At 36.3% G+C, this 26,298-nt stretch carries 26 protein-coding genes; 16 read left to right on the forward strand and 10 right to left on the reverse strand.

The window, feature by feature from the left end:
• Positions 1 to 147: 147 nt before the first annotated feature.
• Both ASE74_RS19900 and ASE74_RS19905 read right to left on the reverse strand, forming a co-directional pair.
• On the reverse strand, positions 148 to 918 hold the full coding sequence (locus ASE74_RS19900; RefSeq protein WP_055913344.1) for a uroporphyrinogen-III synthase: 771 nt from the start codon (positions 916 to 918) through the stop codon (positions 148 to 150).
• Between the two features lie 14 nt (positions 919 to 932).
• Complete coding sequence (locus ASE74_RS19905; RefSeq protein WP_055912939.1) at positions 933 to 1,910, reverse strand: DUF4271 domain-containing protein; 978 nt, start codon at positions 1,908 to 1,910, stop codon at positions 933 to 935.
• A gap of 141 nt (positions 1,911 to 2,051) precedes the next feature.
• Here ASE74_RS19905 and hemW point away from each other — a divergent pair, with 141 nt between their 5' ends.
• From hemW to ASE74_RS19945, 8 genes are all read left to right on the forward strand, one after another.
• The gene (hemW, locus tag ASE74_RS19910; RefSeq protein ID WP_055912942.1) at positions 2,052 to 3,185 is read left to right on the forward strand and encodes a radical SAM family heme chaperone HemW; all 1,134 of its coding nucleotides are present in this window, start codon (positions 2,052 to 2,054) and stop codon (positions 3,183 to 3,185) included.
• Between the two features lie 66 nt (positions 3,186 to 3,251).
• Positions 3,252 to 4,034, forward strand: a complete 783-nt coding sequence (locus tag ASE74_RS19915; protein ID WP_055912945.1) for an SDR family oxidoreductase — start codon at positions 3,252 to 3,254, stop codon at positions 4,032 to 4,034.
• A 268-nt stretch (positions 4,035 to 4,302) separates the two neighbouring features.
• On the forward strand, positions 4,303 to 4,854 hold the full coding sequence (locus tag ASE74_RS19920) for a fasciclin domain-containing protein (protein ID WP_055913348.1): 552 nt from the start codon (positions 4,303 to 4,305) through the stop codon (positions 4,852 to 4,854).
• 363 nt (positions 4,855 to 5,217) lie between these two features.
• Entirely contained in the window at positions 5,218 to 5,451 is a 234-nt protein-coding gene (locus ASE74_RS19925) for a hypothetical protein (protein ID WP_055912948.1), read from the forward strand.
• Between the two features lie 110 nt (positions 5,452 to 5,561).
• On the forward strand, positions 5,562 to 6,347 hold the full coding sequence (locus tag ASE74_RS19930) for a DUF3050 domain-containing protein (protein ID WP_055912951.1): 786 nt from the start codon (positions 5,562 to 5,564) through the stop codon (positions 6,345 to 6,347).
• A gap of 127 nt (positions 6,348 to 6,474) precedes the next feature.
• Positions 6,475 to 7,353, forward strand: a complete 879-nt coding sequence (locus ASE74_RS19935; RefSeq protein WP_055912954.1) for a cupin-like domain-containing protein — start codon at positions 6,475 to 6,477, stop codon at positions 7,351 to 7,353.
• Positions 7,354 to 7,452: 99 nt separating this feature from the next.
• Positions 7,453 to 8,067 carry a sugar O-acetyltransferase gene (locus ASE74_RS19940; protein ID WP_235526176.1) on the forward strand — a complete coding sequence of 205 codons (615 nt, stop codon included), beginning with the start codon at positions 7,453 to 7,455 and terminating at the stop codon, positions 8,065 to 8,067.
• A gap of 52 nt (positions 8,068 to 8,119) precedes the next feature.
• The gene (locus ASE74_RS19945) at positions 8,120 to 9,487 is read left to right on the forward strand and encodes a S41 family peptidase (protein ID WP_055912957.1); all 1,368 of its coding nucleotides are present in this window, start codon (positions 8,120 to 8,122) and stop codon (positions 9,485 to 9,487) included.
• On the opposite strand, the gene ASE74_RS19950 is transcribed toward ASE74_RS19945, so the two are convergent.
• On the reverse strand, positions 9,488 to 9,913 hold the full coding sequence (locus tag ASE74_RS19950; protein ID WP_055912960.1) for a DUF4440 domain-containing protein: 426 nt from the start codon (positions 9,911 to 9,913) through the stop codon (positions 9,488 to 9,490).
• Between the two features lie 93 nt (positions 9,914 to 10,006).
• On the opposite strand from ASE74_RS19950, the gene ASE74_RS19955 reads away from it, so the two are divergent.
• The 6 genes from ASE74_RS19955 (at position 10,007) to ASE74_RS19980 (ending at position 16,432) form a co-directional block, all read left to right on the forward strand.
• Positions 10,007 to 10,888: a carbohydrate kinase gene (locus tag ASE74_RS19955; protein ID WP_055912962.1), complete on the forward strand. Its 882-nt coding sequence runs from the start codon at positions 10,007 to 10,009 to the stop codon at positions 10,886 to 10,888.
• Between the two features lie 338 nt (positions 10,889 to 11,226).
• Positions 11,227 to 12,324 carry a VWA domain-containing protein gene (locus ASE74_RS19960; protein WP_055912965.1) on the forward strand — a complete coding sequence of 366 codons (1,098 nt, stop codon included), beginning with the start codon at positions 11,227 to 11,229 and terminating at the stop codon, positions 12,322 to 12,324.
• Positions 12,325 to 12,377: 53 nt separating this feature from the next.
• Positions 12,378 to 12,671 (forward strand): DUF3861 domain-containing protein, encoded by a 294-nt coding sequence (locus ASE74_RS19965; protein ID WP_055912968.1) that lies wholly within the window; start codon positions 12,378 to 12,380, stop codon positions 12,669 to 12,671.
• Between the two features lie 21 nt (positions 12,672 to 12,692).
• Positions 12,693 to 14,180: a sigma 54-interacting transcriptional regulator gene (locus tag ASE74_RS19970; protein ID WP_055912972.1), complete on the forward strand. Its 1,488-nt coding sequence runs from the start codon at positions 12,693 to 12,695 to the stop codon at positions 14,178 to 14,180.
• A gap of 9 nt (positions 14,181 to 14,189) precedes the next feature.
• Positions 14,190 to 14,936, forward strand: a complete 747-nt coding sequence (locus ASE74_RS19975) for an AAA family ATPase (RefSeq protein WP_055912975.1) — start codon at positions 14,190 to 14,192, stop codon at positions 14,934 to 14,936.
• Between the two features lie 245 nt (positions 14,937 to 15,181).
• Complete coding sequence (locus ASE74_RS19980) at positions 15,182 to 16,432, forward strand: metallophosphoesterase (RefSeq protein ID WP_055912978.1); 1,251 nt, start codon at positions 15,182 to 15,184, stop codon at positions 16,430 to 16,432.
• A 200-nt stretch (positions 16,433 to 16,632) separates the two neighbouring features.
• On the opposite strand, the gene ASE74_RS19985 is transcribed toward ASE74_RS19980, so the two are convergent.
• The 3 genes from ASE74_RS19985 to ASE74_RS19995 all read right to left on the reverse strand — a co-directional run bounded on the left by ASE74_RS19985 (position 16,633) and on the right by ASE74_RS19995 (position 20,961).
• Positions 16,633 to 17,322, reverse strand: a complete 690-nt coding sequence (locus ASE74_RS19985) for a response regulator transcription factor (RefSeq protein WP_055912981.1) — start codon at positions 17,320 to 17,322, stop codon at positions 16,633 to 16,635.
• 78 nt (positions 17,323 to 17,400) lie between these two features.
• Positions 17,401 to 19,074 (reverse strand): sensor histidine kinase KdpD, encoded by a 1,674-nt coding sequence (locus ASE74_RS19990; RefSeq protein ID WP_055912983.1) that lies wholly within the window; start codon positions 19,072 to 19,074, stop codon positions 17,401 to 17,403.
• 3 nt (positions 19,075 to 19,077) lie between these two features.
• Positions 19,078 to 20,961 (reverse strand): prolyl oligopeptidase family serine peptidase, encoded by a 1,884-nt coding sequence (locus ASE74_RS19995; RefSeq protein ID WP_055912986.1) that lies wholly within the window; start codon positions 20,959 to 20,961, stop codon positions 19,078 to 19,080.
• A gap of 228 nt (positions 20,962 to 21,189) precedes the next feature.
• On the opposite strand from ASE74_RS19995, the gene ASE74_RS20000 reads away from it, so the two are divergent.
• Positions 21,190 to 23,013, forward strand: coding sequence for a tetratricopeptide repeat protein (locus ASE74_RS20000; RefSeq protein WP_055912990.1), 1,824 nt, complete (start codon positions 21,190 to 21,192; stop codon positions 23,011 to 23,013).
• 96 nt (positions 23,014 to 23,109) lie between these two features.
• Here ASE74_RS20000 and ASE74_RS20005 read toward each other — a convergent pair whose 3' ends face one another.
• Both ASE74_RS20005 and ASE74_RS20010 read right to left on the reverse strand, forming a co-directional pair.
• On the reverse strand, positions 23,110 to 23,517 hold the full coding sequence (locus ASE74_RS20005) for a GNAT family N-acetyltransferase (RefSeq protein ID WP_200912334.1): 408 nt from the start codon (positions 23,515 to 23,517) through the stop codon (positions 23,110 to 23,112).
• 166 nt (positions 23,518 to 23,683) lie between these two features.
• A complete protein-coding gene (locus tag ASE74_RS20010; protein WP_055912993.1) occupies positions 23,684 to 23,947 on the reverse strand; it encodes a hypothetical protein in 264 nt (87 codons plus the stop codon).
• 104 nt (positions 23,948 to 24,051) lie between these two features.
• Between ASE74_RS20010 and ASE74_RS20015 the strand changes: the two genes are divergently transcribed.
• The gene (locus ASE74_RS20015; RefSeq protein ID WP_055912995.1) at positions 24,052 to 24,363 is read left to right on the forward strand and encodes a DUF4286 family protein; all 312 of its coding nucleotides are present in this window, start codon (positions 24,052 to 24,054) and stop codon (positions 24,361 to 24,363) included.
• A 41-nt stretch (positions 24,364 to 24,404) separates the two neighbouring features.
• On the opposite strand, the gene ASE74_RS20020 is transcribed toward ASE74_RS20015, so the two are convergent.
• On the reverse strand, positions 24,405 to 24,734 hold the full coding sequence (locus tag ASE74_RS20020) for a nucleotide pyrophosphohydrolase (RefSeq protein ID WP_055912997.1): 330 nt from the start codon (positions 24,732 to 24,734) through the stop codon (positions 24,405 to 24,407).
• A complete protein-coding gene (locus ASE74_RS20025; protein ID WP_162235828.1) occupies positions 24,724 to 26,286 on the reverse strand; it encodes a glycosyltransferase family 39 protein in 1,563 nt (520 codons plus the stop codon). The genes ASE74_RS20020 and ASE74_RS20025 overlap by 11 nt, the downstream gene beginning before the upstream one ends.
• Positions 26,287 to 26,298 lie beyond the last annotated feature (12 nt).

The following is a 26,298-nucleotide window of genomic DNA, read 5'->3' on the forward strand; positions in this document are numbered from 1 at the left end:
TTACATGAAATCATCACTAAAAGGCAATTAAAATTTTGTTAACTAAATTTTAACCACCTCTAATTTTGTTAATAATATGCGTAACTCTCTTATTTACAGCGAAGTTACGCATTTATTATAATGACTAAAAATAATTTATAGAATGTATTATTTATTAGATATTTTGATGTAATTCTCAATAGCCATCGTCATTGATGGCACACCTGGGGTTGGTGCGGCGATATCTACAATAAGATCCATATCCGTACAAGCCTTACTTGTATTCGTTCCAAAAGCTGCAATACGCGTGTTGTTTTGTTTAAAATCAGGGAAATTTTTAAACAAAGACTGGATACTTGACGGGCTGAAAAAAGCAATAACATCATAAAAAACTTCAGCAAGATCAGATAAATCGCTCACAACTGTTTTAAATAAAACAGCAGGAGTAAAATTATATCCGCTCTTTTCAAGAAATTTCATGGTATCTTCCGTAGCCATATCCGAACAAGGATATAAAAATTTCTCGTTCGCATGTTTTTTTAACACTTCAGCTAAATCTGCTGCAGTTTGTTTTCCGAAAAAGATTTTACGCTTTCTGTATTGAATGTATTTTTGCAGGTATAATGCGATGGTTTCGGAAAGACAGAAATATTTTAGCTCTGCAGGTACGTCATAACGCATTTCTTCGCAGATTCTAAAAAAATGATCTGCTGCATTGCGACTGGTGAAAATAACCGCAGTAAAATCGGCTAAATTGATTTTATCTTTCCTAAAGTCTCTTGCTGGCACACCTTCAACGTGAATAAAAGACCTGAAATCAACTTTTAAGTTGTGTTTTTTGGCCAAATCGTAGTAAGGAGATTTTTCTGTTTCAGGTTTTGGTAAAGTAACCAAAATACTTTTTACTTTGCGGATTCTAGAGTCGTTCTTTTCTTGCATTTTCCTTTTTCCTGCTACAGCCCTATCGTTTTTATTAGTATTAGGATAGGACATATTTCGAGGGCGCAAAAATACAAAAATAAATGCATTTTAGAAAACTTATTATTAGAAAGTATAGTTATACCCGCTCTCAGTAGTTGGAAAGCAAAAATTATGCCTAACAACAAGAACGCCAACACGATATACACGGCCCCATATTTAAGCGGCGACAGGGCAAAAGCGACTACCAAAGGGATAAATAATAGCGAAGCATTGAAGTAACTGAGGTACAATATGGAAATATATTCACCCACCGGTTTCTGAACATTGAAGAGGTAACCTAAAAAACGCAAAAGGATAAGTTTCAGCGCATAAAAAACAATAATTGTAATGGAGATGCTGAAAAAAAACTTAAATCCATCCTTTGCCTGGTACATATCATTCCATTGTGCCACAAGGAAAAAAAACATCCCGAAAACAAACCCAAACTGTACAAAAAGCAACAAAAATGGCCACGAGCTAAAAAGATTGTCTTCTTTGTTAATATTGTTTAAAATCCTGTTGCTAAAAAACGATTGTACAATTGCTGAAAGTTGCTTCGAAAATGCATTTTTTAAAATGGCAAAAATGATTAACATGCCAAAAATAAATCCCAATAAACCAACATTTCCTTTCGGAATTTTTGTACCCAGTTGATAGGGGTTTGCTTTTTTCTTTAAATGGTGGTATTTCTTATGCCATGCCCATAAATCGAGTTTTTTAAAAAGATATTCCTTTTCAATGGTATCTATCAGGGCGTTTTTATTAATTAAACTATCAGGCAATACCCAAGTGTGATGAATGAGAGAATCCGTAGAAAATTTTTGCCTGGCGAGTTTTGCAGAATCCGGCCTGTACCGCCTGTACCGATACTGATTTACTATTGCACTATCCGTTTGTACAGGAATTTGCTGGGCTGCTACAAATTCTGCAGACCATAAAAACGCGAACAAAATGAAAAGAAATTTCGGCATGTAGTCAATCAAGCTTAAAGTTGCAAAAGTAGTTGAATAATCATTGTTTACCTAAAGAAAATAAATGGATAATTTTACAACTCTGGCAGAAGTAGGTTATTATGACATTAAAGAAAAACTAACTTCATTATCTTTGCGCCAATGGCTGGTATCTATATCCATATTCCTTTCTGCAAAAAGGCTTGTCACTACTGCGATTTTCACTTTAGCACTTCCTTAAAATATGCTGATGAAATGGTGGGTGCGATCTGTAAAGAAATTAAAATGAAAAAAGACCGGATTTCTGGTCAGGTTGGAAGCATTTATTTTGGTGGGGGAACGCCTTCTATTTTATCTCAAAATGCTTTACAAAAGATTTTTGATGCCATTAACCATACTTTTTCAGTTGATTCTGCTGCCGAAATTACCATCGAAACCAATCCCGATGATTTAACTGCGCAGAAATTAAAAGCGCTTAAACAGCTTCCCGTTAACCGCTTTAGTGTTGGTATTCAATCTTTTTATGATGAAGATTTAATCTGGATGAACAGGGCACACCACGCCCGGGAGGCTGAAGATTGCATTAGAAGAAGTCAGGATGCCGGCTTTGAAAACTTAACACTCGATTTAATTTACGGGTACCCCTTACTCACCGATCAGAAATGGCTGAACAACATTGCAAAAGCAATCGAGCTGGAAGTTCCACACATTTCAGCTTATGCTTTAACCGTTGAGCCGCGAACCGCCTTAGCTCATGCCATTAAAAACAAGAAACAAATACCTGTAAGCGATAACCAAAGTGCGGCACAGTTTGTAATTTTAATGGAAAAACTGGTTGAGGCAGGTTTTGACCATTATGAAATTTCCAATTTCGCCAAGCCGAACCATTATGCAGTACACAATACCAATTATTGGAAAGGTATAAACTATATTGGCATCGGGCCTTCGGCACATGGTTTTGATGGACAGAACAGATACATGAATCCAGCAAATAATGCTTCATTTATAGAAAGTTTGGCCCATAATAAACTCCCGGAAATTGTTGAAACGCTTAGTATTCACGACAGATTTAACGAGTATGTAATGACCTCCCTGAGAACGATGTGGGGAACCGATCTTAAAAAGATAAATGCAGATTTCGGGAAAGATTTTTTGGAAGAAACTACATATAACCTTAAAAATTTCGAGGATAAGGATTGGCTGATCATTGATGGGGATAATATCCGTTTAAGCAAGAATGGAAAATTATTTGCCGATCATATTGCTTCAGAATTGTTTATTATTGAGAATGATTAAGGAAATGGATTAGTTATATTTCAGAAAACCCATAGTTCATCATTCTTTAATTCAATATAAAATATTATGTCAAAAATTGTATGGATTACAGGTGCATCTTCAGGAATTGGCGAAGCATTGGTATATGAATATTTTAAGGCTGGTGATAAACTTATTATTTCAGGCAGAAACCGCGACGAACTTTTTAGGGTGAAGGGCAATTGCCAAAATTCTTTTAATGTACATGTGCTACCCTTCGATTTGAGCGAAACGACTACCCTCGAAAGTAAAGCTGCTGACGCGATACGCATTTTTGGCAAAATAGATCTATTGATCAATAGCGGTGGCGTTAGTCAGAGAAGTTTATCACTCGAAACCAATCTTCAAACGAAACAACAGATTATGGACACCAATTTTTGGGGAACGGTTGTACTCAGTAAATCAGTTCTTCCATCAATGATTGCCAATGGCAGTGGCCAAATTGTGGTTATTAGTAGCTTGGTAGGAAAATTCGGCACCAAATTCCGTTCTACCTACGCTGCTTCGAAACATGCTTTACATGGTTATTTTGATTCGCTCCGTTCGGAAGTTTATGATAAAAACATTGATATAACCATCATATGCCCAGGTTTTATTAAAACCAACGTAACTTATAATGCACTTACCGGAGATGGCAACCCGCTAAACAAAATGGGTGATGCTCACGAAAACGCCATGACGCCCGCTCAATGTGCAAAAGAAATTGTAGACGCTGTTAAAAGCAAAAAAGAAGAGGCTTATATCGGCGGGAAAGAAACCAAAGCGGTTTTATTGAAGCGTTTTTTTCCAAAAATTTTTTCAAAAAAAGTAAGAACTGCTAAAGTGAATTAGCTTATAGATGCCGGTTGGCAATGAGACTGTTCAGCGATTCTTTAACGCTTGCAAATCGGTCAAATTTTCATGATAAGTTAAAAACAACCGGCTGTTAAATAAACTTGGTTTCGCTGAGAACTACAGCAGCACATTTTAAAAATCATAAAACAAAAAAAATAAAACACTAATAATCAAATGATTAAAGAATAATTTTCATTTCTAAAAACCAAGCATCTGTAAGCCGTCGTAAATGGAATCAAATAACAGAAACTTAAAATTAGAAATAATGAAAAATTTAATCTTATCAGTATTTGCCGTAATTACAATGGCATTCACAACCCAAGTTTACGCTCAAAAAAACCCAATGGTGGGTGGAGCAGCAATGTATCCTGCTAAAGATATTGTAGACAATGCAGTAAACTCAAAAGACCACACTACATTAGTTGCAGCAGTTAAAGCAGCAGGTTTAGTAGAAACTTTAAAAAGTAAAGGTCCTTTCACCGTTTTCGCACCAACAAACGCTGCATTCGATAAACTTCCTGCAGGAACTGTTGATAATTTGGTTAAACCAGAAAACAAAGCTACCCTTACAAAAATTTTAACTTACCATGTTGTTGCAGGTAAAATGGATAGCAAAGCCATTGCAAAAGCAATTAAAGCTGGTGGTGGTAAAGCAGAATTAACAACCGTAGAAGGTGGTAAACTTTGGGCTTGGATGGAAGGCAAAAAATTAATGTTAAAAGATGAAAAAGGTGGAATGAGCACTGTAACTATTGCAGATGTTTATCAGAAAAATGGTGTAATTCACGTAGTTGATACCGTATTAATGCCTAAATAATATTTAATATATCCTTTTGATCAACAAAAAACGTTCTGGCAATAGCTGGAACGTTTTTGTTTTAAAAAAACAAACTACATTAAATCCATAGTTATTTATTTATCGTAAATATGGGCATAACAGCAAAATATATCCTTATTAATTGATATTACTCGACCCGTGTGATTTTTTAAATTAACGTTTTTGCTTAACCGTAAAAACGTTTTTTTATGTGTAAATGGTAGTCTGGGTTGTTTTTAATTTATTGTCAGCCATTTTTCAAGTTTTAGCTTTCGTAAAGCCTGTTGTTTTTTAACTATTTAATTTTGCTTCATTAATAGTTATTTAACATGAAATTCAATTTAACATAGAGATACCTTATTTATGCCAACCGGATACTGGCACTGGATGAAATATCTGGACGGATCATTCTCAATTAGTTTAAGAGCCTGGGACAAAAGCTGGGCCGTGAAAGCAAAAAGCTTGTATAACTTAACTTTACAGCGTAAATTTGACGACTTTATGAAAGCCAACTACCGCGAAAAGTACATGCACTGGAAAGAACAACTTGCGGTTAAAAAAGCAAATAAAGCATTAGAAAAAAATTTACCAAAATAATAATTATTGAATGATGAAATGAAGGAACGATTGGATGGGCATATTTTATGATGCTAGTTTAATCATTCTCGCATTCGCAATTTAAATTCAATAACTCAATCATTCAATATATGCATCCTAACATTATAAAAATTCAAGAGAGAATAGAGCCGCTAAGGCAAGAAATCATTAACCATAAAGTTTATTCGGCCATTAGTGAACTGGAAGATCTCAGGATTTTTATGGAACATCACATATTTGCTGTTTGGGATTTTATGTCGCTGCTTAAAGCCTTGCAGATCAACCTCACTTGTACCACCCTTCCGTGGTTTCCGGTAGGTGATCCGGTAACGAGGCAATTAATTAATGAAATTGTAGCAGGCGAAGAATCGGATGTTGACGCAAATGGTGCGATTAAAAGTCACTTTGAGCTTTATTTAGATGCAATGAATCAATGTGGTGCCAATACGAAACCGATCAATAACTTTTTGGAAGGTTTAAAAAATGGAAAAAGTTTCGAGGAAGCTTTCAAAACAGCAGAGGTGCCTGCAAGTGCTCAGGATTTCGTTAATGCCACTTTTGAAACCATTAATAGCGGAAAAACACATTTACAAGCAGCTAGCTTTACATTTGGCCGTGAAGACCTGATTCCAAACATGTTTTTTAGCATGGTAAACGATTTAAACAGTACACAGGCTGATAAAGTATCAATTTTTAAATATTATTTAGAACGTCATATCGAAGTAGATGGCGACCACCATAGCCACCTCGCATTATCGATGACGGAGAAACTGTGCGAAAATGATGAATCTTTTTGGGTTGAAGCAGAAGAAACCACCAAAAAGGCCCTTCAAAAAAGGATCGATCTTTGGGATGCTGCCTATGCCGAAATTGTTAAAAATAAAGTTGTAGCGTAATTATTAAATTGTTAAGTATTTGCTAATTTAGATTACGTGATTTTAGTCACATTTACCTCTGAACATCGATTTTGTAAAATAAAATTTACACATTTGTTGTTCGGCACAAATAACCGATTTTAAGCGCATGAGTTTCATTTTAAAACCTGTTGATATCGTTGAGAGCATCACTCCCGAAGATTTTAAGAAAAATTATCTGAAAACTAAACGTCCGTTAGTAATCAGGGGCCTAACTAAAGATTGGCCTGCCAGAGAAAAATGGACAACCGAATATTTAAAACAAATTGGCGGTGATCTGGAAGTTCCACTTTATGACAACTCTAAAGCAGATCCATCAAAACCAATTAATGCGGCTACCGCACACATGAAATTTGGCGATTACCTCGATCTGATTAAACGTGAACCAACGGAATTGAGAATCTTCTTTTTTAACCTGTTTAAAAAAGTACCAAGTTTAATAAATGACGTAAAAATCCCTAAAAATTTAATGGGTGGTTTTATCGAAAGTATGCCAGCAATGTTTTTTGGTGGTTCTAACTCGGTAACTTTTTTACATTACGATATTGATTTACCGCATATTTTCCATACCCACTTTGGTGGCAGAAAACACATTGTACTTTTTGATAACAAATGGAAAGACAGGTTATATTGCTTGCCAAATGCTACTTATGCTTTGGAAGATTATGATGTGGCCAATCCTGATTTCGAAAAATTTCCTGCGTTAAATGGTGTTGAGGGATATGAAGTTTTCTTAGAACATGGCGATACCTTATTTATGCCTACAGGCATGTGGCATTGGATGAAATATCTTGATGGTTCATTCTCGCTAAGTTTAAGGGCTTGGGATCAATCGATCACACGTAAAGTAGCCAGCGTTTGGAGTTTATTTACCCATGGCGCGATTGACAGTTTAATTAAAATGACTTTTAAAGAAAAGTATGCGAACTGGAGAGAGAAAAAAGCAGTAAAAATTGCAGAAAAGGCTTTGGCTAAAGGCAGACCTTAATGTTATTATAAGCAAAATATAGCGGGGCATCGGGTTACGGTAGCCCCGTTTTTTTTTACATATTCTATTTTAACACAAAATAAAATCAGACATCTATAAATGGATCCCGAAATACTCACCGAGAAAGAAAAAATGTTGGCCGGTAAAGCTTACCAGGCTGGTGGAGCAGAATTATCAAAAGAGCGGTTAAAAGCACGCGAAATTGTTTATGAATTTAACAATCTTGCTCCAAAGTTTATTAAACAACGCAAGGAGTTATTAAAACGACTTTTCGGAAAAACAGAACGCATGTTTTATGTTGAGCCACCCTTTAGATGCGACTATGGTTATAACATTGAAATCGGCGACAATTTTTACGCCAATTTTAACCTTGTTATTTTAGATTGCGCGAAGGTTAGTATTGGGAATAGTGTTTTTATTGCGCCAAATGTTGCTATATACACGGCCGGGCACCCTATCCACGCACATTTAAGAGATCAGGAATATGAGTGGGCGCAGGAAGTAACCATTGGCAACAGCGTTTGGATTGGTGGGAATGTTGTGATTAATCCTGGTGTTACAATCGGATCAAATGTGGTTATCGGATCTGGCAGTATTGTTACCAGGGATATTCCGGATAATGTTTTCGCTGCCGGCAACCCATGCAGAGTGATCCGCCAGTTGACAGATGCAGACAAAGATTACTATTATAAAGATTTTAAGTTGGAAGAATAATCTTTATGCAACTTTAACTTTCTTTATATCGTCTTGAAAGAAAACTTATATGATGAAAACAGCTATAACATTTTTCTGTACAATTTTTGTTTCATTGCCTGTATTCGCACAAAGTATTTCCAAAGCAGATGCTATTGAAGATATCAATTTTCTTGATAAAACGATAAGAGCAGTACACTATAATCCATTCTTATTTTCTTCAACCTCTAAATACCTGAAGAAAGTAAATCAATTAAAAAGTTCCATTCCAGATTCTATTGATACCAAACTTTTTACTTTGAAACTTACAGAAATGACAGCTGTTATCGGTGATGCTCACACTGCACCAACGATTATACAATCTATTTTTAAATCAGATTTCCGTAAGCCTATTTTTTTGCCAATAACATTTATTGCCGACAAAAAAAACAAAGTTTATGCAGATGGAAAATCAAAGTCTGATATTATTCCGGCTGGAGCGGAAATTCTTTCAATTAATGGAACATCAGTACAAAAATTTTATCAGGAATGTGCATTAAGAAGTGGCGGGCTCCAATCCTACAGCAACGAAATCGCGATCAAAATGATGGGCTATAACTTATATCTTTCTGATATTAAAGCACCATTTAAAATAGTATATATCTACAAAAACAAAAAACAGATTAAAACCCTTTCAGAAGGAACAATTTTAAGAAATATAATTGCTGATGTATTTCCAAATTTGGTGAATAATCCATATTCATTCAGAATATTAAAGAATAAGATTGGTTATTTAGAATTAAATACTCTTGAAGGAGATTACCATCCATACTTAAAGTTTTTTGATTCATGTTTTACCATTATAAAGGAAAAGCACCTCAAAACCATTGCAATCGACATCAGAAAAAACACCGGGGGCAACTCTATTAATGCAGATTTACTTTTAGGCTATTTCAACTCAAAAAAATATACGCTAACAAGCGGAAAATACTGGAAAATAAGTCGGTTGTATAAAAACGAATTAATTAAACATGGAGATAGCAGTAATATTTACCTAAAACAGGATGACGATAGCATTTGGCAAACCGAAACATGTGCGCCATATGATCCAAAATATATTAGTGAAGAAGCATTTTTCAAAGGTAAAGTTTACGTTATTACTGGACCGATGACATTTTCGAGCGCAAATATGCTGGCAGACGGTATAAAGAGATTTAATCTCGCAACACTAATTGGCGAACCTACTGGAGAAAATACAAACGACTTTGGTGAAGGCTATCGCTTTCTGCTTCCCAAGAGCAAAATTAGCATGAGTGTATCCACAAGTTTTGATATGGGGGCAGATTGCAACGAGAAAACAAAACATCCTGTCAATCCAGACAAGTCTATCTACACGAGCTACATAGATAAAATTAAAGGTACCGATCCTGTACTTTTATATATATTAAAGGAAGCGGAATAACTAACTACTATGATCAACAATTACTTTCCATTCTCCTTTAATTTTTTTGATCAAGAGTGTAAAATATCCTTTTAACTCGTCTTTTTCTCTTTTAACATTCCAACTCCCCAACACAAAGGCCAGGTCGGGTTTTAAAAAATCTACTTTTTTTATCCCGAACACTAAAAAGCCCATGGCAGATTTATCCGGATAACCTTTTTTATAATTATCCAAAGTTTTTTGCCAACCATATGTTGGTCCGCTTTTACCCACAAAAAGTAAACTATCCGATTTTTCGTATCCTTGCATAAAAGCTTCCACATCACCTTTATTCCAATCTGTACGTTGTTTTTCGAGCAGGTTGAGAATTGCTTGTTTTTCTTTTGCATTTTGGGCAAACACGCTGAATGACATTAAAAGCAGGGCAATTACGAGTAGTTTTTTCATGATGGTTTAAAATATGGTAAAAAATAAAGATATGAAACAAATTATTTTGTTCCATGCGTAAAAATTCTTTATTTACGTATCTATAAATCTTCTATGCAAAATAAAGTAATTACAATTGGCGAAATACTTTGGGATGTTTTCCCGGAGGGAAAAAAAGCTGGCGGCTCAAGCATGAACGTAGCACTCAACTTACACAAACAAAGTATAGAAAGTAGTTTTATCAGTGCTATTGGAAACGACGAAAATGGTAGAGAACTATTTAATTTTTTAGCCAACAACCATTTTGCAACCGATTTAATCCAGGTAAATGCAGAACTGCCAACCAGTACGGTTGTGGTACAGCTGGATGAAAACCATCAGGCTACCTATACCATTAAACAGCCGGTGGCCTGGGATGATATTAAATTAACAGATGAAAATATTGCAGCAGTTAAAGCGGCGGATGCTTTGGTATATTGCAGCTTAACCTGTAGGGAAGAAAAATCAAGAAAAACCATTCTTGCACTTTTAGATGATGCAAAAATTAAAATATTCGATATTAACCTTCGGGCGCCCTTTTATACTAAAGATTTAATAGCAGAACTTTTAGCAAAAGCTGATATATTAAAAATAAACGAGGATGAAATTTTATGGGTTAAAGAATCATTCGGTTTAACTGGCAATACCGACGAACAGCTTTTAAAACAACTTTCTACTCAATTTAATATCGAAACCATTTGCCTTACACTTGGTGATAAAGGTGCTTGTGTATTAAAAGATGGCAAATTGTTTAAACACAAGGGCTATAAAGTACAGGTGGCCGATACGGTTGGTGCCGGTGATGCTTTTTTAGCCACGTTTATAGCCTGTTATTTGCAAGGCTACCCAATGGAAACCACTTTAGATAATGCCTGCAAAGTTGGCGCTTTTGTAGCCTCACAAGCTGGTGCCAACCCTGATTATAACAAAAAGATCTACCATATGGCGCTTGGGTAAGCTTTTGCCTTTTTGCCACGGATGCACGGATTAACACGGAAAGTTTAACCTAATAGGTAGGAGTTAAAACGGTGGGGTTTGCGTTAGGGATTGGAAGGGTTCGGTACCGATCCTTAATCGGTACCGGAGCGAAGCGCAGCCCTGAAAAGCCCGACCCTTGCGCAGCTTGGGAAACGCCCGGATCAGTTTGACAGCTTTTAGTTGACAGTTTATAGTTTCAATTTAACCATGCTTTGGTCTTTCAGCTTTTACCTTTCTGCTTGGCACCAAATATGACACCGCGCTTAAATTAATGCAAATCGAAACTTTTATCTTCGATAAATCGTTAATACAAGCACATGAGAGGTTTTCGTTTTTCTGATTATAAGCCTGGCGATACGCCAAAGGGTGGGTTTGATGAGTTGCTTAAATTATTTAGCGAATTGCTAAATTATACAGCTGGAGATGCAGCAGAGGCTTTAAGCTGGCTGAACGAACTCGACAAACAATATAAATTAACCAATAATGATTACGGAATCGGTAATTTTATTGACGACCTGAAAGATAAGGGCTACCTTACGGAAGACAATCAATCGGGAGAATTTAAAATTACCGCTAAAACGGAACAGACGATCCGTAAATCGGCATTGGATGAAATTTTCGGGAAACTGAAAAAATCTGGTCGCGGGAACCACAACAGCAACCAATCGGGCATTGGTGAAGAAAAAAATGCCGACAGGCGGGAGTATAGTTTTGGTGATAGTTTAGACCAGATTGATATGACTGCTTCGATTCAAAATGCACAAATTAACCATGGCATTGGTGATTTTACATTAACCGACCGAGATTTGGAAGTGGAGGAAAAAGATTTTAAAACCTTAACCTCTACTGTGCTGATGATTGATATTTCGCACTCGATGATTTTGTACGGTGAAGATCGGATTACACCTGCAAAAAAAGTAGCAATGGCTTTAGCTGAGCTGATTAAAACGAAATATCCTAAGGATACACTGGATATTGTGGTATTTGGAAATGATGCCTGGCCGATCAGCGTTAAAGACTTGCCTTATTTACAGGTTGGCCCTTACCACACCAATACTTATGCTGGGCTGGAATTGGCTGCCGATTTATTGCGCCGCCGTAAAACGCATAACAAACAGATTTTCATGATAACAGACGGTAAACCAACCTGTTTGAAAGAAAATGGCAAATATTATAAAAATAGTATGGGGCTTGATAGGAAGGTAATTAACAAAACCTTGAATATGGCGGCACAATGTAAACGGTTAAAAATTCCGATTACTACATTTATGATTGCCAAAGACCCTTACCTGCAACAGTTTGTAAGGCAATTTACCGAAATAAATGGCGGAAGGGCTTTCTACAGCTCATTAAATGGTTTGGGCGAATATATTTTTGAAGATTATATTAAAAACAGACGTAAAACGGTGAAATAGTTGGGAGCCGGCATTCGGAGTATGGCGTAGGTTTATATGAGGTATTAATTAACATGGCAAAACGTACAAATACATATAAGTTAACATTGGAAGAAATATCTTTAGCAAAAGAGGAGGATGCAAAAAATGCCCCTTTAATGCTTGAGTTTGATAACCACGATAATATATTCAACATTATCAATACCATTAAAAACAAAAATATTTTTGAGGATGAAAATCAGAGTATTGAGTTTGCCATTGGTTTAAAAATGTTTACTGAAGTAATTTTAAAAAATAGAGGGCAAGAACTTTTCAAAGAACTACAACCTGCAATTGGTGAGTTTATGAAAAAACTGAAAAGTAAATAACGAATCGTACAGATTATATATATGCAAAACACAACATTAGGCCAGTTAAAGGCAACAAATTATACATCAAGAAGCGTTAAGGAAGAACTTAGAGAAAACCTTATTAAAGTGCTCCGTGATAAAAAAACTGAATTTGAAGGAATTATCGGCTATGATGAAACAGTAATTCCTGAATTGCAAACTGCTATTTTATCGCGCCATAATATTCTGCTTTTGGGTTTACGCGGGCAGGCAAAAACGCGGATTGCCCGTTTAATGGTAAACCTGCTTGATGAGTATGTGCCTTATGTGGCCGGAAGTGAAATTTTCGACGATCCGTTGAACCCGATTTCGTGGTACGCCAAAAATGAAATTGCTATAAAAGGTGATGATACCGAAATTGCATGGTTACACCGCAGCGAAAGGTATACTGAAAAACTAGCCACTCCTGATGTTACCGTTGCAGATTTAATTGGCGATGTTGACCCGATAAAGGCAGCTACGCTTAAATTAACTTACAACGATGAGCGTGTAATTCATTTTGGCTTAATACCACGTGCCCACCGCAGTATATTTGTAATTAATGAACTTCCAGACTTGCAGGCGCGGATCCAGGTGGCATTGTTTAACATGTTACAGGAAAAAGATATCCAGATCCGTGGTTTTAAATTGCGTTTGCCTTTAGATATTCAATTTGTATTTACGGCAAATCCTGAAGATTATACCAATCGTGGTAGCATTGTTACGCCATTAAAAGATAGGATTGAAAGTCAGATTTTAACCCACTATCCTAAAACTGTCGAAATTTCGCGTAAAATTACTTTTCAGGAAGCAAAACTTACGGCCGATCAAAAAGCAAACATTGAAGCTGATGGTTTGGTAAAAGATTTAATTGAGCAGATTGCTTTCGAAGCGCGTAAAAGTGAATATATCGATCAAAAATCTGGTGTTTCGGCCAGGTTAACTATATCTGCGTATGAAAATCTAATCAGCACTGCCGAAAGAAGAATGCTGATTGCTGGCGAAAAAAACACCTTCGTCCGCTTATCTGATTTAGCTGGAATTATTCCTGCAATTACAGGTAAAATTGAGCTGGTTTACGAAGGAGAGCTTGAAGGCCCGGCACATGTGGCAACAACTTTAATTGGTAAAGCGGTAAAAACGCTGTTTGCAAAATATTTTCCCGATCCTGAAAAAGCAAAAAAAACCAAAACAGCCAACCCGTATACTGAAGTAACCGAATGGTTTACAGATGGCAATAATGTAGATGTTACCGATGGTTTAACTAATGCGCAGTATAAAAAAGCGTTAATGCTCGTACCAGGCTTGTACGATATTGTTAAAAAATTCCACCCTAAACTGAGTGAAAATCAAACTTTACTTTTAATGGAATTTGTATTGCACGGTTTGGCCGAATATTCGCAACTGAGCAAAAACTTTTTAAATGGAGGCTTCGGTTTTTCTGATATGTTTGGCAGTTTATTTAATGCCGAATTTGATGAGGAAGAGGATGAAGACGATTTTAGATAACCATATTTGATGGAGTTTAACGGATATCTTTTATCGATAAGGCTTACTCAAGAACGCCTTCCTGATGGATATCCGTTTAACATTCCATGTTTAAAATCTTTTAAAGAACTCTCTTTCCATCCCAATGTTACATTTTTTACAGGTGAAAATGGAATGGGAAAATCTACCTTGATTGAAGCCATTGCCGTTCATCTTGGGTTTAATGCAGAGGGCGGAGGTAAGAATTTCAACTTCAAAACCTCAGAAACGCATTCTGTTCTGCATCATTATCTAACCATAACCAAAAGTTTTAGGAAGCCAAAAGATGGTTATTTTCTGCGCGGAGAAAGTTTTTATAATGTGGCCAGTGAAATAGATAAACTGGATGAGGAACCGGGCGGACCAAAAATTATAGATTCTTATGGTGGCATATCCTTGCACGAGCAATCGCATGGGCAATCATTTTGGTCGCTATTTATGAACCGTTTTGGGGGAAGTGGCGTTTACATACTTGATGAGCCCGAATCTGCACTCTCTGCTACGAAGCAAATTGCGATGCTTTCTAAAATGAATAGCCTGGTAAATAAAAATGCTCAATTTGTTATTGCTACGCATTCTCCAATTTTATTGTCCTACCCGAATGCTACCATATATGAAATGACGGCAAACCAGATTGAGAAAGTAAAATATGAGGAATCGGAAGTTTACAGGGTTTATAAATCATTTTTAGATCACCCTAAACGGATTTTAGATAATTTATTCAATTCTGATCATTAAACTGAAAAATGAATCAAATATTTATTTGTGACAGAATTTATTGTGACAAAAAATTCTGTCACATAAAATTTGGTCACAAACTTGTGAGCAAATTTTAAATCATATAAAAAGTTGTCACAAAATTATTGGCAAAACAGCTATTTATTAACAGCTGCAAAATTATTATTGAATATAATTTAAACAGTTTCTTAATTTAGACGCATAAACCTACCTTATTTAATATTTAAATCGAATAACCCGACCATATGGGAAGATTACCTTTTATTATTGCTGCCTGCATTTTCATAATTGCATTTGATATTTATTGCTTTAAAGCCATTGTTGCCGTTTTTAAAAAATGGAAACCCAATACCCGCAAGGTATTTTCTATTTTATACTGGAGTTATAGTCTGCTTTTAATTTTTGGTGTTTTCTGTGGAATTTACCTGAACCTTTTCCTCACTTTAAGGGCCATAATTTTAGTGGCTTTCTTTTTAACGGTAGCTTGTAAACTTGCCATGCTGCCATTTCTGGTACTAGATGATTTACGCCGGTTATTTATTAAAATTTTTAGAAAAAGTAAAAAAGCAGAAGTTCCAAATAGTACAGATACTGTAGAAGAACCTATATCCCGTTCTCAGTTTCTGGTTAAAGCTGGCCTAGTAGCGGCGGCTGTTCCTTTAACCTCATTAAGTTGGGGAATTATTTCAGGCGCATACGATTATCAGGTGCGACGGGTAAATTTAATCCTCCCGAACCTGCCTAAGGCTTTTGATGGCATAACAATGGGTCAAATTTCGGATATCCACTCGGGAAGTTTTTACAACAAAACGGCCGTAAAGGGTGGCGTGGAAATGCTATTGGGCGAAAAACCAGATTTTATCTTTTTTACAGGCGATTTGGTGAACAACCTCACCAATGAAGTAAGAGATTACCAGGATATTTTTGCTAAAGTGAAGGCTCCATTAGGCGTATTTTCATCACTGGGAAACCATGATTATGGTGATTATTATTTTGGTAAAGAATCATCGCCTGCTAAGGTAAAAAACCTGAAGGATATGGTTGATGTGCATAAAATAATGGGTTATGATTTGTTAATGAACGAAAACCGCAGGTTAAAAGTTGATGGCGAAGAGATTGGTATTTTAGGAATTGAAAACTGGGGCATGGGCCGTTTCCCTAAATATGGCAAGATGGAACTGGCGGTTAAAGATACCGATGATTTACCAGTTAAACTTTTGCTAAGTCATGATCCTTCGCATTGGCGTGGAGAAGTTTTGCAAAAATATCCTCAGATAGATGCCATGTTCAGCGGGCACACCCACGGAATGCAGTTTGGAGTTCGCTTAAAAGAATTTCAATGGAGCCCAGTGCAATATATTTATAAAGAATGGGCGGGTTTGTACCAGGAGCAGAAACAACAGCTTTATGTAAATGTTGGCTATGGCTTTTTAGGCTACCCAGGCAGGGTTGGTGTTTTACCTGAAATCACAATTTTCACATTGAAAAGGGCATAATTGTGAATATATTAAGTAAAATGTAAGATTAAGCCTGTTGAAATGCTTTAATGGTTCTTCAGCGGCTACCATTTACAGGCTTCAGTAAAGCGATCGTCAATGTTGGGTACGAAGCAATCCTAAAGCACATGCTAGTAGCGATTGTTATAAGATTGCTTCGTCGGCTCAAAACGCCTGTACTATTTGATGGCACATTGTAATTATCCCGCGTTAAAACGGTACCCTACGCCCCTAACAGTTTGCAACAACTGTGGATTATCCGGATTCAACTCTATCTTCTTACGTAAGCGCACAATATGCATATCGAGCGTTCTGGTGTTTACATCAGAGTTATAGCCCCAAACGACCAGCATCAGTTCATCACGGTTAATTACTTTACCCGGATTACGTAAGAAATAAAGCAGGATACGGTTTTCCAGTATCGTTAATTCGATTTTCTTTCCATCTCTAAATAAGGTATGGATATTTGGATGGTGTTCCATGTTGCCAAAACGGTGAATTTCGGCAGTATCTTTATTTACAATAAATTTCACCTTACTCTCTAACATGGCCACTAAAACATCCATGTTAAATGGTTTGGTGATATAATCAGATGCACCAAAATTATAAGCATCAATTTTATCTACATCCTGTGCCTTGGCAGTCATCATAATGATCAGGTTTTCGAAACCCTGCTTGCGCACATTCTCACAAACTTCGGCACCCTGTTTACCAGGCATCATCCAATCCAATAAAACAATATCAGGCTGATCGGCAACAATCATTCTTTCACCAGCTTCGCCATCATTTGCTTCAAGCACGATATATCCTTCTGCTTTTAAACGGTGAGCTACAAGAAAGCGAAGATTTTCATCATCTTCTACAATTAATATTTTTACTTCTTTAGACATTTGTATGTGTGTTATATGCAGGTTGTAATGTTGGAAATTTAACTTACCGCATTAAAACCTTTCAATTTTTTAAATTTTTTAACTGTTATACGGCAATACAATTTTAAATTCAGTGCCACTTCCTACTTTGCTTTTTACAGAGATTTCTCCCTCCATAAAGTTAACCAGTTCTTTGCAGAATGCCAAACCTAAGCCCACGCTTCCCATTTGATTATATTCATTCTGAATTCTGAAAAACTTCTTAAATATATTGTTTAATTCTGACGCTGCTATACCTATTCCCTTATCCGTAAAACGGAAAACGAGCACACCTTTAATCAGTTTTGCACTAATATGCAGTTTCTTCTGTTCAGGCTTGGAATATTTGTAAGCATTCTCTGCCAGGTTATCAAACAAACTTCCCATTAATACCGGATCGGTAATAAAGGTTTTAAAACCCACCACCTCATAAGTCATCTTAAAATCGGGATGTTTAAGCGTATGCGATTCAATGGTGCTTTCTATAAAATCAACAATATTAACTTCTTCCTGATTAAGCTTAATTGCCTTATTTTCAATTTGTGTAAAAGCCAGCAACTTATTCATCAAACCATTCAGCTTGTCGGCTTCTTCATCCAGTATTTTACCATAAAGCTGCTGCTCTTTCTGGCTTAATGCGGTAGCACTTTTAATGTTGTTCCCTGCAATTTTAATTACGCTAACAGGTGTTTTAAACTCATGGGTAAGGTTATTCACAAAATCGTACTGCAACTTAAACATTTTACTATTGATGTTCAGGTTACGGTAAATTAAAAAAGCCACCAATAAAAGCACGCCATACACTAAAAGAAGCACTAGGGCAATTGGCATGAAGTAAATAAAAATTTCCTTTTTGATGTAAGATTTCGAGGATATAAGGTACAGCTTAAAATCAGAAAATGCACCTGGCAGCGCAATTTCGGTGTTTATATTTTCGTCGGAGGTATCAATCGGATCGTAAGTTAATGGCTCTATTCTGATGGTTTGATACAATAAGGGCCTGGTATTTATAATTTTAATTTTATATGCATCAAGATTAAATACCATCACATCCTGCTGATAAACAGGGCTTGGATTTAATTTATGCCTGATCATATCCTTATATACCCTTAAATCTTCACGACTGGGAATATTGAGGTAGGTAATTTTATTCTCATTGGAATTAACGATTGAAAAATTTGTAAATAATTTTTCCTGTGTGGGTACTGATGCGGTATCTAAATCCTCAACAAATGTTGCGAGTTTGATGGCGATTGCGTTAAAATCACTCCCTACATTAAAAGATCGGGTATCATCTTCTGAGTAAAGTTTTACAGAATCGGGCTTTACCCCTTTTCCAAACTGGAAAATTGATTTCGGGCCAATACCCAGGTGGTTTGCATTTATCCCATCTTTAACGGGCATATTTTTCACTTCTGTATCGTAAAAAGTAACCTTTGAGATAAAAGGATATTTTAACATTACTGTATCTACAAACTTCGATGCTGTGGAAGAATCGAGGTAGCCACTATAGTAAGAAATTTCAGGCATTTTATTCTGAAAAAAGTCGTTATAGGGCTTTATACTTTGCTCCAGTACATTTACCTTTTCGGACACAAAATCATTCTCAATCGATTTTTTACTATAGTTGAAGGCCAGGAAAAGCGAAAGGATAAAAAGGATGGAAATGAGTACAATAAAGGTTACACCAAGAGAGAAATTTTTGCGGTAACCACTTTTTTTATCTAAGGCCATACCCTATTTCTTACCTAGGTTTTCTTGTAAAAATTCTTCTAAAGCTTTGTACAAAGCTGTTCGCCCTTGTTGACGCATTACCGGGTTGGGTCCTTCTTCTTTTTCGATATAAGTAACCTGAACATTACGTTTTTTTAACTCTTTAATAAACTGAACGCCTTCTGCTACATTTACACGGGGATCTTTTGGGTTTTGTGCAATAAAAACAGGAGATTTAAACCGATCGGCATGAAAAACCGGTGATGCAAAACGCATATAATCGGTATCAGTTACCGGATTGCCCACAATTTCGTAATACATCTGCAAATTCGCCTTTAAAAACGGAGGGATGGTTTTTAGGTAACTAAACAGGTTAATTACACCTGAATTAGATCCACCGCATTTATAAAGATCGGGATTTTTATACAAACAATTTAATGCAATATAACCGCCAAAACCATTACCATAAATGGCAATTTTTTTTGGGTTTGCAATTTTTTGCGCAATTAACCATTTTACGCCATCATTAACGTCATCTTGTATTTTATCACTCCATTGTTTAAAGCCAGCAGCGTAAAATGATTTTCCATAACCTGTAGAACCCCGGTAATTTACTTGCAATACGGCATAACCACGGTTAGCTAAAAATTGTACCTCGGCATTGTAACCCCAGCTATTTCTTCCACCGGGCCCGTTATGTGGCAATACCACAACAGGTAAATTGACTGATTTTCTGTTTTTTGGCAGGGTTAAATAACCATTAATATTTAAACTATCGCGGCTTTTGAAAGAAATGGGTTTCATGCTGCTCATGTCTTCCTGATTAATGGAAGGACTAATATCAGTAAGCTTTTTTAATTTGTTTTCGCTGGCGGTATATAAATAATAAGATCCCGGATTTTTATCGGTAAATGTTCTTACCACAAAAAACTTATCCATCTTATCCTTATCCATAATTTTCCATTCTGTGCCTGGCAGAAGTTGATTTATTTTCGAATAAGTAAGCCTGGTACTGTCATCCAGGTAATACTTTTCCTTTTTCCAGGTTTCGCAGGTTACAAAAAGCATTTTCCTTTGTGGACGGGAATATTTAGCATCAACTACATTTAGGGTATCATTGGCAAAAAGAACCTGTTTTTCCTTCCCGGTTTTTAAATCGAGTGCAACCAGTGCATTCTTATCGCGGTTAACATTGGAAATGGCATAAAGTATATTCGGTTGATCCTCTGAAAACGCGATGGGCTGTAAAGTGGTTTCAAAATTATTGGTAATAACAGGCGCAAAGGGCTGGTTTTCGTTTTCGCGGTACATCAGCGTTTCATTTACACCATCGCTTGCAACAGCAATTTTTAACACTCCCCTGTTATCCGTCATCCATTCGGTAATATTTCCTGGATTTTTTGCTGCAATATCCATCTTACCATTCCGCACGTTGAGGCGATAAACATCAAAAACGGTCGAATCACGTTTATTAGAGGCCACAATAATGTATTTATCATCAATAAGCTGATCTTCAATAACCCTTAAACGGCTTTTTTCATTAGCACTTAACTGCACCTGTTTGCTGCCATCTTTATTGATCACAAAAATATCCGACTTACGTTCTTTAGATTCATCTTCGGTATAATAAATGAGTTCGTTATTGCTTGTCCAGAAATGAAAACTGATACTTTTTCCGTTTAAATGAGTAAGCTGCACACTGTTTCCGGTTGCCAGGTCTTCAACAAAAAGATCGAGTTTTTTATCCTGAAGTTTTAGGTAAGAAAGGCTTTTGCCATCTGGCGAGATGCGGTAATAGGCTTTATCCTGCGTTTTAAAAAAATCATCTACAGGAATAATCTCATTATTGGAACCTTTACAAGCCCAGATCAATGCAACCATTAACAATAGAAAAACTCTTTTAAGCATAAATAAATCCTTTACGGGACGACAAAAATAAGTATCATAACAACTTAACTGCGATTTACACCAACAATGTTACTTATGCATACAATAATAAGTTGTGGGTCAATTTAGTATTTATAAAATACCTACAAAATAAAATACAGGTAACATTTAAAATACGTTTAATATCAATTGGTGCTTTAGCTAAAGATGTATTAAAATGTTACATTTAAAACTTATAATTTAGGGTTTATGAACCGTTTGCTTTTCATCCTATTCTTATTGTTAACACTTGGGGCAAATGCACAGATTTTCCGTCCCAAACAACAGGTTGCACCCGATGAAAGTACTTTAGCCATTCAATACTATCAGGATGGAGATTATGAAAAAGCGGTTGTTCTACTCGAAAAATTATATGCCATTCCAAATAATGAAGCTTATTTTGATATTTATTTCAATACGCTAGTAAAATTGAAGCGTTATGATGTGGCCGAAAAACTCGTAAAAAAAGAGATTAAAAAAAATCAGCAGAGTGAACTTTATCCCATAGCATTGGGCAAGCTTTACCAAGAAAAGGGAGATGTACAAGCGGCAAATAAAATTTTTACCGAAGTAATTGGCAAGCTTACCAAAGATGAGTTTAAGATCAGGAATTTAGCCAATAGCTTTTACCGTTTTGAAAATTATGATTTTGCCATCCAAACCTTTAAACAGGGCAGAAAACTGATGGGAAATGATCAGCTTTTTACTTTTGAGCTGCTGAATATTTATCGTTTTAAAAAGGATAAGCCCATGCTCATGCAGGAATATCTTGATGCATTGAGCACCATGCCGCAGCTTTTACCACAGGCAGAAGCTGTTCTTTCTTCTATTTTTGAAGATAAAAATGATTATCAGACTTTCCAGTCGGCGATTTTAAAAAAAATCCAGAAAGAGCCGGATGCCGAAATTTATATTCAGCTCCTTACATGGAATTACATTCAGCAACAGGAATTTGATATGGCACTTCGCCAGTTGATTGCTTTTGATAAACGCACAAAAGCTGACGGTGGTACATTATTTAATGCCATTTATACTTTTGTTGATAATGGTGCTTATGAAACAGCCATTAAAGCTTATGATTACCTGTTAACGAAAGGAAAGGATAGCCAATATTATCTGCCATCGAAAATTGAAATGCTAAATACCAGGTACAACCTGCGCACAAATGGGAAATATACCGTGGCCGATCTTGACCTGCTTGCAAAAGATTACCAGGCTTTATTAGATGAGAGTGGGAAGAACAGGAACACCCTTTTTGCGATTAAAAAACTGGCCAACCTGCAAGCATATTATTTAAACCAACCCGTCAAGGCAGAGAAAGAACTGGAAGAAGCAATAAAAATGCCCGGGATAAATGATCAGGAACTTGGCCAGTTGAAATTGGATCTTGGCGACATTTACATTTTAACCAACCAGCCCTGGGAAGCCTTTTTGGTATACGAACAAGTAAGTAAACAGTTTGAAGGACAAACGGTAGGCAATGAAGCACGTTTTAGAAGTGCAAAGCTTTCATTTTATCAAGGTAATTTTGAATATAGCAATGGCCAATGCCTGGTTTTAAAAGCCGCTACCTCGCAACTGATTGCAAATGATGCCCTGAACCTGAGTTTATTGATTAACGATAACATTCAAACACCTGCGGATAGCAATGCACTAAAAATGTACGCCGATGCAGAAATGCTTTTATTCAGGAACCTGCCTGAGCGGGCGGTAAAAAAAATGGATAGCATTGCAATTGCTTATCCTCAGAACAGTTTGGCTGATGCCATTTTAATGAGCAAAGCAAGGATTTTTATTAAGGCAAATGATTTTCAAAAAGCAGCCGACATCCTAAAAAAAGTTACTGAAGATTTTAAAGACGGCATTTGGACGGATGATGCACTTTTTACGCTGGGCGATATTTACGAAAAGAAACTTAACGATGTTGCTCAGGCAAAAATCTATTTTCAGAAACTGATCACTGATTATCCGGGAAGCATGTTTAGCGCAGAAGCCAGAAAAAGATTTAGAAATTTACGCGGTGATGGGGTATAGTGCCTTGGTTCATTAGCCACTAGTTGATTGGTGGTTTTTATGCGGCTAATTGTTTATAACAAATTAAATTACGCCATACGCCCACCGCAAAACTAATTACTTCCTCCAATCCCAAACTACAACATTCCATTCTACTTCGCTATTATCGGTATAGGTATGAATTACTTTAAATCCGATGCGTTTGTGGGCATTCATCGATCGTAAATTTATGCTGGCAATTTCAGTTATCGCAAAATCGTATTTTGGCTTAAAATAATCTTTGTAAGCGTTATAACATTGATCAAATAATCCCTTACCCCGGTAGCCCTGCCCTACACAAACCTGGCCAACTACGATATATTGATATGTTGCTACGGATTTTTCCTCATATAAAATATGATCAAAGCTTTCGTACATTTCAACCAGTCTCGGGATATCGTTTTTTGATTGTTCCGTCATTCCAAGTACATAAGCAGCAACCAAATCTCCATCTTTTGCAATGATATTAGGCTCGTATTTATGCATTTTCTCCAGATCATCAATTGAATGCGAAACGGTAACAAAACCTTGTTCCTTTATTTGATCAGCGTTAAATCTTGTTTTAGATTTTGTTTTTGAAGTTTAAGAATTCCTTCAAGGTCATTTATTGTGGATGATGTGGTAATGGTTATCATTTAGATACAAATGTTAACTATGCATCTAATGCGATAATAGTTAGTGTTAACAACAAAATGAAGCAGATTCCGGCCAAAATTAATATCCTGGCACCATGTTGCCGATCAGATAGCGAATAAGAGAAAACTTTTTCTCCGGTACTTACCGTCCTTTTCTTTTTCATCAGATCCCAGCCAATAACAAGGCCAAGAATCCCACCAAAAATTGCCGTTAGGTAACCTGTGTAAATGTAATTTCGCGTCGAATTATCAATTTTTTGAGAGTCGTTACTTCGTATCATGCTTCAACAATAGGGCCTGCAAATTTAGTTGATTATTAGCACTTAAAAGAATAAAAACAGCTAACATTGATTTTTTAACGGTTATTTATTAATTATCTTTGCATATGTTTTTATATAATGTTACGCTGATACTTGATGAAGCAGCTGCTGAAGATTGGTTACAATGGATGCAGGATATTCATATCCCGAAGGTTATGGCTACAGAATTATTTGTTTCTCACCGTTTATTAAAGGTGGTAGATTCACCAAACGAAGGGGTAACGTATTGTGCACAATACGTTGCAGAAACACTTGATAATTACAACCAATACCAAGAAATATTTGCTCCTGCTTTGCAGGCAGAGTTAAACGAAAGATACAAAAACCAATTTGTAGCTTATCGTACCTTGATGGAATTTGTACCTCCAACCTCCTAAAAGGGCCTCAACCACAAAAATATAAAGTCACCTTAGGTAATTTAGGGGTTTATCTTCTTGTTATTCTTATGCCGGTCAGCATCGCGGATACTTTTTTTCTCTAAATTTTTTTCCAGCGCATCCGTTAAATTGATACCGGTTTGGTTGGCCAAACAGATTAGAACAAACATTACATCGGCCATTTCATCGGCAAGGTTCACTTCTTCATCACTTTTCTTAAAAGATTGTTCGCCATATTTCCGGGCCATAATGCGGGCTACTTCCCCAACTTCTTCCATAAGGATTGCGGTATTGGTAAGTTCGTTAAAATAACGGATTCCTGTGGTTTTAATCCAACGGTCTACCGTTTCCTGTGCTTCGTTAATGGTCATTTTTTTCTTCCTCTATTTCTGATTTTATAATACTGCTAACTTCGGGTTTAGCACCTTCAAGCAAAAACACACCTGCCCCTTTTTCACGTGCATAAGGTGTTTTTATTTCCCCAATTTTCGTAATCCTGGCAAAATAAGGCTGCTCCCGCTTACGTTGCGGATCTTCATCTTTCCACCAGGTGATCATAATTAAATCTTTGATCGGTTTATCCATTTTAAACCAGTACAGGTAATCTGCATTGTATGATACCGCATTGATGTTTTTATATTTTGAATAATAATTGATTGCGCCGGCCTGTCCATAATTATCGGCACGTACCAATACGGTAGATTTATCTTTAACTTTTCCGTAAGCAATATCAACAAGTGCGGCCAGTTCTTTCCAGCCTTGCATATCGGCAAAATCCTGAGGCAGATCGTGCTGTAAACCATCTTCCCAACGCAACATGCCAATTTTGGCAAATTTACCGTGTTGGGCTATAATCTGTTGTGGGCTTAATACCGGATAAGCGAATTTCATGGTGAGGCTAAACAGTATAATGGGTAAAACGACAATTAATGCTTTAAGATATTTTTTCCAGCCATTGTTAAAAATATAACTGAAACAAGTACAGCCAGCCGCAATAATTACAGGATACAATCCCGCAGCATAATACCCTTTTGCCCTAAACCAAGTAAACAAGAAAATTGAAATTATAAAGCTAAAAATTATCCACCGGTAAGCAGCAAAGGGTTTATAAAACAATAGCGCAATTATTCCGCCTAAAACAATAAAAATAACATTGAAATAGTAGAGTAACTGCTCTTTCAAAAAATCAATCCGGTTAATTTTATCCAATTGGGTTGCCGCCAATTCTTTCATGTGTCCCACAACCGGAAAATGATGTGAATATTGCCAAATAATATTGGGTAGCATTATTAGTAAAGCCAGCACAGTAGCCAAATAGAGGTTTTTATTGCTGAAAACCTGCCTTTGTTTCGAAATTAACAAAGCGGGAATTAAACCTGCAACTAAAAATAGAATACTATATTTATTTAAAAAGCCAAGCCCAAGTGCAATACCTGTAAAATAGAGGAATTTGTTTTCTTTTGTATTAAAAAACCTGATTAAAAAGTAATAAACAGCCGTCCAGCTTAAAATATCGAACGCATTTGGTTGAAAAAGTAAATCTAACCGTCCAATTGCACTGCATATTAAAGCAATTGCTAGCGACACTTTCGCATATAAATTACCGTTTAGCGCATCTACAATTTTCCAGCTGAATACCAGGGTCGCCGCTCCGATACAGGCAGAAACCAAACGGACGGCCACCTCGCTCCCACCCAAAAATTTAATAATCAACGCAAATATGGAGGTTACCGGAGGTACACTCTGAAAACCCCAAGCCAAATGATTTGCCTGATCTAAATGCAAAAACTCATCGCGATGCAAACTGTACGCCGCATTAACAAGGAGAAAGGGTAAAACCAGTTTTAAAATAACAAATAACACAAGTACACCTAAATCCAAAGCGTTGGATTTTAACTTTCCAAAATTCATATTATTTTTCATAACTGTATTATC

This window comes from Pedobacter sp. Leaf216, from assembly GCF_001421515.1.
In the GTDB taxonomy this organism is placed as follows: Bacteria; Bacteroidota; Bacteroidia; order Sphingobacteriales; family Sphingobacteriaceae; genus Pedobacter.